The organism is Sphingopyxis sp. H050, assembly GCF_001468265.1.
In the GTDB taxonomy this organism is placed as follows: Bacteria; Pseudomonadota; Alphaproteobacteria; order Sphingomonadales; family Sphingomonadaceae; genus Sphingopyxis.
Window position 1 is genome coordinate 117,276 of sequence record NZ_LNRZ01000005.1, and the last position, 11,289, is coordinate 128,564.

Here is an 11,289-nt window from a genome sequence, read left to right on the forward strand (position 1 = left end):
GCTGTCTGCCAAGGGGGCAAATCCGACATGATGCAAAGCATTGACGAAAGCCTATCTTTCGATGCCTTGCAGGGACTTGATCTAAGTTGGCTCGTGACGCCCGGCTTTGCGCTAGGCGACTCGCGCTGCGACGAGGGGGGATGTGCCGCGACCCGCACATGTTCTCGTCGCAGCAACCTTGCTCGGCCGTTTCGCAACCGGCGGAGCGCCCCGCCTGCCGCAAACTGTTGCGTCAATTCCAGCGACCGGCTTGTTCTCGGCTCTGCTCACTGGGAGAATTTGGGCGCCGATTGCGCGAGCCGTTCGATCGCATCGTCGGATGACCAATTGGCATCAACGGCCAGAATGATCACCGAACAGCTGAGATGCCCCGCTTCGTCGGTGACGTTGATCCGCAAGGCGTCGTCTTCGAACGGCATGGCGGGATTGTCGGCCAGCAGGGCGCTCGCATATCGGACCGCTTCGCGCCGTGCCGCGGCATCGTCGACCAGCTCATGGCCCAGATGGTCGATGTCGTGCGTCCCGTCGACCGTGTGAAAGAAATAGCGCGGCATTGGTTTCGGTCTCCTGCGGACGATTCTCGTCCCTGTCCCTCAACCCGCTACAGCCTTGTTTCGATGCAAACAGATGTCGGAAAAATTCTGCGATCTGGCTGAATCCTCGCTTGCCGTTCGATCGACGCAAAGCGCAGCTGCGGCCGCATCGCAACATGGATCAAGTCGGCGACGAACCGTTCGCGCTACGAAGGTTGGAACGCGAACGGATCAGGAGCAAGGCAATGGCGCACATCGAGGATCCGATCTGGACAGCCGTCATCGCCGCCGAGGACGTACATGGCGAAGGCTCCGAACATCACGCCCGCAGTGAAGCCGGGACGGCATGCCGCACCGGCGATATGCGCAAGGCCGCCATTTGGCATGCTGCAGCCGATGATCTTCATCTGCTGCATTCGATCAATCAGCTGTCTGCCGACGCGGTTGCAGCGCCTACGTCCTTGCGGCCCGCGCCTGCTGCAAGCGGCGCTGCCGCACTACCGGCCTGAACCGCGCTACCGATCGGACCGGAACTGCATGCTTGAGAGATTTGCCGGTTGCGGCCATGACCGATGCTGCCGCGAGTATCCGCGGATGCGTGGGGGAAGCCGGTAAGAATGGAATCGACGAAGATGGCCGCGCTTGGCCGTGACGAGCGTTCGAGCCGACTGATCATCGGAATGCTGTCGCTGGGCTTTGCCGCCTTGCTGGGGGCTACCGGAACGACATTCTGGATCCAGCGGCAGAATGAGGCGAGCGCAGAACTCGTGGCCCATACCCTCGCCGTTGAGGCGAGCCTTGGCGGCGTCGCAAGCGCTGCCGAGCGGATGGAGACGGCGCGGCGCGGGCTGTTGCTGACAGGCGACCGCCAATTTTCAGACCGCGTCGAAGCCTCGCAGGAAATAGCGCGGGCACGCGCCACCGACCTGTCGGGGCTGGTCGCCGACAACCCGGAGCAGGGCGAACGCGTCGCGCGCCTCCTGTCGCTGCTCGATGCCTATGTCCGCCATTATCGGATCACGACGGGGCTGACCGGTCCCGCGCGCAGCGCGATGCTGACCGACTTTACGAACGACGATGGCGTCAAACAGGTGCGGGAGATGCGCGCGATCGTGCAGACGATGATCGACGAAGAGCTGAGCCTGCTGCGGGAGCGCGAGGCCCAGCAGGTCAATACCCAGCGCCTGTTTACCGCGGCGCTCATCATCACCGCGCTGCTGATCGTTCTTGCCGCGGGGATCACGCTCTGGCTTGTCCGCAAGAACCTCAAGGAGCTGCGGATATCGCGCAGCGAACTGCGTCTCCTGAACGAAGATCTGGAAGAGCTCGTCGACGCCCGGACCGCCGCGCTCAAGCGGGCCAATGCCGAAATCCAGCGCTTCGCCTATATCGTGTCGCACGACCTGCGTTCGCCGCTGGTGAATGTGATGGGCTTCACGGCCGAACTGGAGACCGCGCGCCAGTCGATCGCAGGCTATTTGCGGACGTGCGACGAGCGCGGCTGGCAGTCCCCCGATGCGGCGACCAGGCTCGCGATCGAGGAAGACCTGCCCGAAGCGATCGGCTTTATCCGGACATCGACCCAAAAGATGGACCGGCTGATCAATGCCATTTTGAATCTTTCGCGCCAGGGACGCCGGACGCTGGCGCCCGAACCGCTCGACCTGACGCGCCTCGTGACGGGCATCGCGGAGTCGCTGCAACACCGGATCCAGGAAACGGGCACGACACTCACTGTCGAGACGCTTCCCGCGATCGTCAACGACCGCGTGGCTGTCGAGCAGATCCTGTCGAACCTTATTGAAAATGCGCTTAAATACCGGCACCCGGACCGGCCGGGGGTGATCGCGGTCCGCGGCCGCACCGAACATGGCCGCGCGATCGTCGAGGTCGCCGACAATGGCCGCGGCATCGATCCGCGCGATCATGAGCGCATCTTCGATCTGTTTCGGCGCTCGGGAACCCAGGACCAGCCAGGCGAGGGCATCGGTCTCGCGCATTCGCGGGCGCTTGCGTATCGGCTTGGCGGCTCTATCGAAGTTTCATCAACCCTCGGCGAGGGATCGACCTTCCGTTTAAGCTTGCCGACGGAATGGCACAACGGAGACGACAATGCCTGATCAACTGCCCGTCAACATCGTCATGATCGAGGACGACGAGGGCCACGCCCGGCTCATCGAAAAGAATATCCGGCGCGCTGGCATCTCGAACCGGATCCACCATTTCCTCGACGGAAATTCGGCGCTCGATTTCCTCTATGACAGCGAACATGGCCCCGTGCGCAACGGGCCGGCGCTGATCCTGCTTGACCTCAACCTGCCCGATATGAGCGGGACGGACATCCTGGCAAAGATCAAGGCCGACGGAAGTCCGCTTCGCCGCACGCCGGTGGTCGTCCTGACGACGACCGACGATAAGGTGGAGATTCAGCGCTGCTACGATCTCGGCTGCAATGTCTACATCACCAAGCCGGTGAATTACGAAAATTTCGCCGACGCGATCCGTCAGCTCGGCCTTTTCCTCTCGGTGATCCAGGTCCCCGAGCCCGAGCAGCCTTGAGAAAAACCCTGCCTCACATTCTCTATATCGACGACGACGACGGTATTCGGCGTCTGGTGTCCCGGGCCCTGACGCGCAAAGGTTTTGACGTCAGTCTGGCGGCGAGCGGCCCCGAGGGCGTCGATGCGACGCGCGTTGGCGCCTTCGATCTGGTCGCGGTCGATCATTATATGCCTGTCCAGGACGGCCTTGCGACGCTGCAGGCGTTGCGGGCGCTGCCCGACTGTCCGCCCGTGGTCTATGTGACCGGATCGGAAGAGAGCCGGATCGCCGTCGCGGCACTCAAGTCCGGGGCCGACGACTATGTGGTCAAGTCGGTGGGCGAGGAGTTTTTCGACCTCCTCGCGAGCAGCTTCGAGCAGGTGCTCGAACGCGCGCAGCTGCGGCGCGAGCGCGAGCAGGCGGAGATCGAACTGCGTGCGAGCAATGCCCGGCTCGAGGCGCTGTTGAAGGAGGTCAATCACCGCGTTGCCAACAATCTGCAAATGGTGATGTCGTTCATTTCGCTGCAGGCGAAATCGCTCCCCGACGGCGCCGCGCGCGAGACCCTCCAGAAAACCCAGCAGCGCATCGCGACGATCGCCCAGGTCAATCGGCGCCTGTACACGACCGACGATGTCGAATTCGTGGCGATGGACGATTATCTAGGCGGTCTGGCAGCCGATCTGAGCGAAAGCTGGTCCACCTCCGCCGCCCGGCGCGACATCACGGCCGATGTCGAGCCGATCAAGCTCAGCACCGACAAGGCGGTCGCGCTGGGGATGATTGCCAACGAGTGGGTCAGCAATGCGTGCAAATATGCCTATGGCGATCGCGCGGACGGTAACATCCGCATTGTCATGCGCGAAACCGGCGAAGGTCTGTTGGAGCTGACGGTCGAAGATGATGGATGCGGGATGCCCGCGAACGGCGCCGTTCGCGGAACCGGCCTCGGCACCCGGCTGATCGAGGCCATCGCAAGGACGCACCGCGCCCAGATATGCTATGGCGCACCTGCGTCGGGTGCATCCGGAACCCGAGCACGGATCGCCCTGCCGCTCGGCAAAAGCGACCGCCCAAGACCCTGACCTAAAGCTGCCCGACGGCTCCTCGCCAACCGCGGTCCCTGCGGACCGCAGATCGCTCAGATCATTGCCGCGATGACCAGACTGGCGTTGTCCGTACCGTCGCGGCTCATAGCCTGGTCGATCAGGAGGTCCGCTAGATCAGGCAAACCTGTCGATCGAGGCACTTCGGCGCCGAGCGTTCGCGACAAGCCGTCGGAGCACAAAAGGATGAGATCGCCGGGCCTCAACTCCACCTGTCGACGCTCGATCACGATATGGTCTTCGACGCCAAGCGCGCGGGTGATGACATTAGCCTTGGGATGCCGCAGCGCCTCCTCCGCCGACAGCGCGCCGGCGTCCACCAATCGCTGAACGAGACTGTGGTCGCGGGTCAGCAGCTCGAGCGCGCCGTCGCGGATCCGGTATGCCCGGCTGTCGCCAGCCCAGAAAATATCGGCGATGTCGCCGTGCACGCTGGCCGCGACGACGGTGGTCCCGCTGCGCCGATCACCGTCCTGTCCACGGTTGAACAGCGCCGCATTGGCGTCCCTCAGCGCCCCCACGATGGCATCGGCAGTCGGATGATCGAGTGCGTCGAGCGCGTCGATGGCGAACTGTGCCGCGACGTCTCCCGAATGATGCCCGCCCATTCCGTCCGCCACGGCCCACAGCTGCCGCTCCGGACGATCGAGAATGCGGTCTTCGTTGACCTTGCGCACATGCCCGACATGCGTGCGGCTGGCCGATCGCACGTCCTGCGCGCGGTCTTCGGGCGGCTGCGGCATTTTTGCCCGCAACAGGCGCGACAGCATCATGCCCGCCGATCCTCGGCCGCGCTGTCCGCGCCGTCATAGGCCCGCACGAACGCCCGGTCGAGGGCGCCCGACGCCCGGCCTTCGACCTCCTCGACCAATTCGCCATGGCGGCGCCCAAGCTCGTCCAGCCGCGCGGCAGCCTTGTTCTGGAACAGCCCGGTTTGCGCGCTTTCCACATGGGCCGGATCGAGCCGGTCAATCGCCTCGCGGAGGCTGCCGCGCAGCCCGGCGAAGGTAGCCGCCAAATGCCGCTTGATATCGCGAAACGAGGACTGGAGCGCCTCGGGTCCGGACAGAAAGCCGTGGTTCCCGTCAAGAATGAGGTCGATCGCAAGCCGCTGCGTAGGGGCCCATTTGAACGGGTTGTTCTCGGTGCTGCCGATCGTCGTTCGTGTCATCTGGTAGCGACTGCGCGCTTGGTCGCGCTCGCTCATGAGGTCGCCAACGCCGAGCACCATCTGGCGATAGACACCCCCCACCCGGCGCATGATTTCGGCGGGATCCTCTTTGGCGAGCAGCGAAGCGTCGAGACCGGCGCCCTCGCAGAAGGCATCGAGGAGCGAACCGCTGGTGACGGGAGCGGATGGCGCGCCCACGGTCTCGGGTCGATCCTCCCAATCGACCGGCACGCCGATGGAATCGCCAAGCGGCGGCATGAGGACCATCGTCCGCGTTTCTTGACCCGCGAGTTCGGTCTGCGGCGCGTGGCAAGCCACGATGCGGAAGTCGCCGAGGCGGATCGCAAAGGGCAGGAGAATGGGGATATCATCATTCTGGGGCAAACGTTGGCCCGTCGACGCGTTGTAGACGCCGTTGCTGCCCAGCGATCTCAAAATGAGCTCCCCGTCCTCGGCCTTGAATTCGCAGTGGGTTCTCGAAATCGCACATTCCGGATCGACGATCGTCCAGTCGGCGTCGCGGTCCCGTCCGATGCGGAGCGTCCCATCGCGCAGGAGCCGGGCGTCGACCGGATGAAGGTCGTCCTTCTTGTCGAAGAGCTGCAGCATGAACATGACGGTTCTCCTCAGGCGACCTGGCGGATGGAGGCAGCGGTATCCTGCGGATCGGATATGCGCGTTGCGACCATGGAGGCTTCCAGATCGCGGGGCTGTTCGGCCAGCTGGGCTTCCACCGTGGCGGCCGCCTTGTTGAACGCGTCGAACGCGGCACCGAATTCGTCGCCTCGCCGATGCGATATCCGCAGCGCGAAGCGCGCCGACCCGGCTTCATCGAGCGCGCCGCGCAGCCGCGCGAGCGGCCGCGTCACCGCTGCGCCGCTGAAATATCCGACCGCCGCAACCGTGAGCAGAACGGTAAGCGAAAGCGCGGCGAGCAGGAAGCGGGTGTTTGCCTTGGCGGCCGCAAGCGCGTCGGTGCGGATGACGATATCGACCTTGCCATAGTTACCGCCCGCGTAGCGGATCGGCCGGACGAACCGCATGCCGTCTTCCAATTGTCCCGAGCGGTAGCTGACGGCCGTGTCGGCCTGCGTCGGGATCGCGGGACCGCCGGTGGCAGCCGCATGGCGCCGGCCCATCTGCGCCGAATTGGTCGACGCGCGAACGATGCCTGCCGCGTCGACCACTGCGATGCTGCGAATCTCGCGGTCTTCGCTTGCGCTCTCGACGAAAGCCTGGACGGCGCTCCAGTCCTGCTGATCCGCCGGCAATGCCGCATTGTCGACGGCCGTCACCCCGGCGTTGCTCGCGACAAAAGCCGCGATCGTCTGACCAGACGCGACCGCCATCTCTTCGAAGGCACGACCTTCGCGCGACAGGATCATCGACCCGCACAGCGCCAGCACGGCGAGTGTTGCCGACACGAGCAGCATCGGAAGCTTGACGCGAAGCGATAGCCCGCGGCGGGTGACGGCTGCTTCCTCACGCGCGGCCATCTCCCGCTGGATGGCGCGGCCCAGAGCCTCGCCATCGGCAAAACGCTGCTCGGGCTTCTTCGCAAGCAGCTTTTCGATGACGAAGCGCAAGCCGGGCGGGCAATCGGCTGCGGATTTTTCGATCGGTTCGACGCGTTCCTGGGCGATCTGAATGGCGAGAGTGGCGAGGCCCGTGCCGGGAAAGGCGACCTTGCCAGTCACCATCTCGTAGAGAACGATGCCGAGCGAAAAGAGGTCGGACCGATGATCGACGGGAAGGCTGAGCGCCTGCTCGGGGCTCATATAACGCGGCGTCCCGACCATCTGGCCGAACTGGGTTCGTTCGAGGTGGGCGCCATCGCTGTCTGCACCGGGATCGTCGATGCGGGCCACCCCGAAATCGACGAGTTTCGCGGTTCGGCCGTCACTCGACAGCAGGATGTTGGACGGCTTCACGTCGCGGTGAACGACGCCCATGCGGTGCGCATAGGCAAGCGCCCCGGCCAGCTGCTGTCCCAGCTGCAGGACGCGTTCGTAGGGCAAGCGTCCGTGCGCTTGAAGCACGGCGTCGAGCGGTTGCCCCTCGACGAGTTCCATGGCGATGTAAGCGCCGCCGCCGTCTTCTCCGACTTCATAGATCGTCGCGATATTGGGATGGCTCAGTGCGCCAGCCGCCCGCGCCTCCCTCAAAAACCGAAGGTTCAGCGCTTCGTTTCGGGCATATTCCGGCTTCAGAACCTTGATCGCGACCTCGCGTCCGATGCCCGGATCAATGGCGCGATAGACGTCCGCCATGGCGCCTTCGCCCAGACGCGCAAGGACCTGATAGCGTCCGACGCTCTTCATGGCGGACTGGCCTTCTGCGATGGCATGTAATGGTACGTGCGCGGTCATTTCCGGGCCCTGACGGTAGCCGCGATCCGCTCGGCGCGCGCGAGGTCGGCCTTGATCGCGCCATTACCGGGATCGAGGCTGGATGCTTGGCGAAGCAACTGGACCGCCCTTGCGGCCTGGCCCCGATTGAGTTCGGCGAGGCCGCGCGTTCGCAGCTGCCTGACGACTGCAGGATTGGCGGGAGCCGCCGCTGCGGGGGCGGAGGGGCGGACGGGAAGGGCGCGTGCCGGCTTTGGACTTGCTTGCGGCGCCGCTTTGGGGGCCGGAGTTGGGGCGGCCTGCGGCGGGCTGCCTGGAATCCGAAGGATCTGGCCCGCCGAAATCTGTGTCGGAACGTCGATGCCGTTGTATCGGGCCAGCTGATAAGTGAGCAGGCGGTTGCCGAGCCGGCGTTCGGCGATCGTCGCCAGCGTCTCGCCCGGCTTTACGGTATAGGGATAGGATTTCGGCCCCAACAGCTCGACCGGATCGCGCGTCACCGAATCGCTCAGCAAGGCCAGTGAGGGGTTGCCGGGGTCTCGCTTGAGCGAGGTCTTGATGAGCTTTCGGGCTCCGGCCGCATCACCGCGGTCCAGCAAGCCGGTAATCATGTCGATTGCCTGTCCGCTGCTGACCGGTGCCGACGACGCAGCCGGACGCGGCGCCGTGGCGCAGCCAGACAGAAGGACTAGGGCGGCAAGCAGCGGGACCGAAAGCGCGTGGCGCAGGCCTATGCTGGTAAGTTCGGGTATCACGCGGTCAGCCTTTCGGGTTGCGGCCCAGCGGGGGCAATGCGGAGCATGTCGGCGAGGCGCGGCGCGTCACGGACAAAATCCAGGAAATCGGCGGCGGGCAGTGGCTTCGAGAAGTAGAAGCCCTGGAAGTGTCGGCAGCCGTGGCGAAGCAGCCATTGATACTCCGCGGCGGTCTCAACGCCCTCGGCGAGCACCTTGATGCCGAGACCCTGGCCCAGGGTCAGGATACTGCGGCAGATTGCCTGACTCTCGGGCCTGTTCTGCACTTCGGTCACAAACTCGCGGTCGATCTTGATCTTGTCGAAACCAAGCTGGCGAAGCGTGCTGAAGCTCGAATAACCCGTCCCGAAATCGTCGATCGAGATCTTGACGCCGAGCGCCCGGATTTCGTTGAACATCTTGGCGACTCTCGCATCATTGGCGCTGGCGACCGTCTCGGTCAGTTCGATTTCGAGCGCGCTTGGATCAAGACCATGGTTGTGGAACATGCGGCCGAGGAACTCGGTGAACTTTGCGCTATGCAACTGGTTCGCCGAGATGTTCACGGCCACTTGCAGCGGCCCCGGCCCGATCTCGGCCCATTGGCTCGCCTCGCGCGCGGCGCCGTTCAGCACCCACAAGCCGACATCGTCCGCCAGTCCCGCATCCTCAACGACCGGGATGAAGACGGAAGGCGACACGGTGCCGCGTTCCGGATGATTCCACCGGATCAGCGCCTCGGCGCCGGTGACGCATTGCCAGGTGGCATTGATCAGCGGCTGGAACAGAAGTTCGAATTCGCCCCGGCCGACGGCGCCGCGCAGGTCCTGTTCGATCCCGAAGCGAAATTCCTCCTGCGCGATGGCGGCGGGCGTCAGATCGAAGCTGCCGCCGCCGTCCCGTATGATCGCGAAAGAGGCAAGCGTTTGGGCGAGAAGTGTGTGGGGAGAATCGGATGCCTCCAGCGCGGCACAACGCGCCGAGATCGTAGGGACGATATCTTGGGTTCCCGCGGTGATGACGCTGCCGAGCGCGTAGACGAGCGCGTCGACCTCGCCGCGCGCCGCGTCGACCGCTACATCCTCGCCGTACCATATCGCGAACTGGGCACGATCGACATGGGCGACGAACCGTCCCAGCGGAAGCATCCGGGCAATCCGCCGGACGATGGCGGTCAGCACATATTCCGCGAGATCGGGGTTGAACCCTGCCAATCGGTCGAAGTCGGCGATTTCGATCGCGCCGATCATGCCGACCCGCTCCCTCGCCATCAATTCAAGAAGCGGCTCGCGCGTAGGGAGGCCGCTGATCGAATGACGTTCGCTCAGACGCCGCTTCATCGTTGAGAGCGCGAGCTCGACACTCGCGGCGTTTTCCGCGAGCCGATCGGCTATCTCTTCCTCCCGGCCGGCCGCCGACATTGCCTCCAAACGCCGGGACAGAAGCCACAGGCGCTGATCATGCCGCCACGCGCTGCCGAGCCAGCCCAAGGCGACGGCGCCCGCTATAATCGTGAAAGGCAACAGGCCGGCCGCCTGCCAATGCAGCAGGCATGCCAACGACACGAACAGCAGCGCGATTGCTGCCCGGCGCGCCAATATAGCAAAGGGAACTCTTTCTGCGACCATCCGGCGGGCGTATTTTCCAAGAGATACTAAGTTCTTAAGCTCTGCGGAACGCTTGTCCCGCAGCGGAACAGATAATTTCGCGAGCGCTCGTCCGAGGTTACCGCCGAATGCCCAGCATTTCCGGCGTTTGTGGCGCTCGCCGGTTCAGAGCCGCGCCATGAAAGGCCGCATCCAATCGAGCCGATGCTTAACCTATGTTATGACGATTTTTTTTTTGGGATTAGGGCGAAGAACTTCGCTGCCCGGCATTGATCGTCACAACCCGTGGGATCGACCTCGCAAAGCCGTCAACCTGTGCACGTTGAAATCAAACCATCTAAGGTCTGCAAGGCTGGCATGCGTCCATGCTCCTCGGCGAAAGCCGGTCTTGGCGCACGACAACGACCGTGAAGTCCGGTACGAGACGTTGCAAGTTGCGCAGAAGCGGTTCTAGGCACCATTAAGCAGATCGGCTTCAGGCGATCCGGCGGCATCGCATTCCGAGTTCGCGGCCGCCCCCGCGAAAGCCGGGTTGTAGCGACGACATTTTCGGCTCGGTTCGTCGCAAACAGGCGCTCATCGCAGGCGGGACGGGCAACTTCACCAAGTGCTTCTTCGTTGCTGGGCATGGTGTCGGCATTGTCGCTGGCACATTCTCCAGAAAGGAACGCCCATGTTCGATAACAAGAATGTCTCGACCCTGAATTCGCTGATCGCAACGACGCTCGACAGCGTCGATGGCTATCGCAAAGCGGCAGAGGCGGCCGATGCGGGCCAGTTCCGTGAGATATTTCTCAGTCGAGCCAACGAGCGCCAGCAAGTCGTCACCGACTTTCAGGCGAAAGTGCTCGAACTCGGCAGTGACCCGGAAGACGATGGCACCATCCTGGCGTCGGCGCACCGCGCGTTTCTGGGGCTTCGGGACAAGCTGACGGGTCCGCGCGACGACGATGCGGTGATCGCCGAGGTTGAGCGCGGCGAGGATCACATAAAGTCGAAGTTCGAATCGGCGCTCGAAGATACCGATCTCGATCCCGCGGTCCGCCAGCTGATCGAGACAGGCTACGCCTCGGTTCGCCAGGGACACGACCAGATCTCGGCGCTCAAGCATGGGCTGGATGCACGCTGACCGGCGTCGGATAGACGAAGGAGGCGGCCCCGGGGCGACCCCCGGGGCCGTTTTCATGTGCGCGGCCGTCCGATCCGCATTGACGATCTGGCCGGCGGCAGCCGGTTTGAGAAACGTCCC

At 64.1% G+C, this 11,289-nt stretch carries 11 protein-coding genes; 5 read left to right on the plus strand and 6 right to left on the minus strand.

Annotated elements, in window-relative coordinates:
• Positions 1-266 precede the first annotated feature (266 nt).
• Entirely contained in the window at positions 267-554 is a 288-nt protein-coding gene (locus ATE67_RS11700; protein WP_058816856.1) for a DUF6894 family protein, read from the minus strand.
• Between the two features lie 110 nt (positions 555-664).
• On the opposite strand from ATE67_RS11700, the gene ATE67_RS11705 reads away from it, so the two are divergent.
• The 4 genes from ATE67_RS11705 to ATE67_RS11720 all read left to right on the plus strand — a co-directional run bounded on the left by ATE67_RS11705 (position 665) and on the right by ATE67_RS11720 (position 4,159).
• On the plus strand, positions 665-1,042 hold the full coding sequence (locus ATE67_RS11705) for a hypothetical protein (protein WP_058816857.1): 378 nt from the start codon (positions 665-667) through the stop codon (positions 1,040-1,042).
• Between the two features lie 108 nt (positions 1,043-1,150).
• Entirely contained in the window at positions 1,151-2,653 is a 1,503-nt protein-coding gene (locus tag ATE67_RS11710; RefSeq protein WP_058816858.1) for a sensor histidine kinase, read from the plus strand.
• Positions 2,646-3,092, plus strand: a complete 447-nt coding sequence (locus ATE67_RS11715) for a response regulator (RefSeq protein ID WP_058816859.1) — start codon at positions 2,646-2,648, stop codon at positions 3,090-3,092. Before ATE67_RS11710 ends, ATE67_RS11715 begins: the two co-directional genes overlap by 8 nt.
• On the plus strand, positions 3,089-4,159 hold the full coding sequence (locus ATE67_RS11720; protein WP_058816860.1) for a sensor histidine kinase: 1,071 nt from the start codon (positions 3,089-3,091) through the stop codon (positions 4,157-4,159). Before ATE67_RS11715 ends, ATE67_RS11720 begins: the two co-directional genes overlap by 4 nt.
• 56 nt (positions 4,160-4,215) lie before the next feature.
• Here the strand turns inward: ATE67_RS11720 and ATE67_RS11725 are convergent, their stop codons facing one another.
• Genes ATE67_RS11725 through ATE67_RS11745 form a run of 5 tightly spaced genes read right to left on the minus strand, consistent with a single transcriptional unit; the run spans position 4,216 to position 10,031 of the window.
• The gene (locus ATE67_RS11725) at positions 4,216-4,953 is read right to left on the minus strand and encodes a PP2C family protein-serine/threonine phosphatase (RefSeq protein WP_231728136.1); all 738 of its coding nucleotides are present in this window, start codon (positions 4,951-4,953) and stop codon (positions 4,216-4,218) included.
• Entirely contained in the window at positions 4,950-5,966 is a 1,017-nt protein-coding gene (locus ATE67_RS11730; protein ID WP_058816861.1) for a type VI secretion system-associated FHA domain protein, read from the minus strand. Before ATE67_RS11730 ends, ATE67_RS11725 begins: the two co-directional genes overlap by 4 nt.
• Positions 5,967-5,977: 11 nt before the next feature.
• Positions 5,978-7,672, minus strand: a complete 1,695-nt coding sequence (locus tag ATE67_RS11735) for a serine/threonine-protein kinase (protein WP_058816862.1) — start codon at positions 7,670-7,672, stop codon at positions 5,978-5,980.
• A gap of 44 nt (positions 7,673-7,716) precedes the next feature.
• Complete coding sequence (locus ATE67_RS11740) at positions 7,717-8,454, minus strand: LysM peptidoglycan-binding domain-containing protein (protein WP_231728137.1); 738 nt, start codon at positions 8,452-8,454, stop codon at positions 7,717-7,719.
• Entirely contained in the window at positions 8,451-10,031 is a 1,581-nt protein-coding gene (locus ATE67_RS11745) for a putative bifunctional diguanylate cyclase/phosphodiesterase (RefSeq protein WP_058816863.1), read from the minus strand. Before ATE67_RS11745 ends, ATE67_RS11740 begins: the two co-directional genes overlap by 4 nt.
• Before the next feature lie 682 nt (positions 10,032-10,713).
• Here ATE67_RS11745 and ATE67_RS11750 point away from each other — a divergent pair.
• Entirely contained in the window at positions 10,714-11,169 is a 456-nt protein-coding gene (locus tag ATE67_RS11750) for a PA2169 family four-helix-bundle protein (protein WP_058816864.1), read from the plus strand.
• The last annotated feature ends 120 nt before the right edge of the window (positions 11,170-11,289 follow it).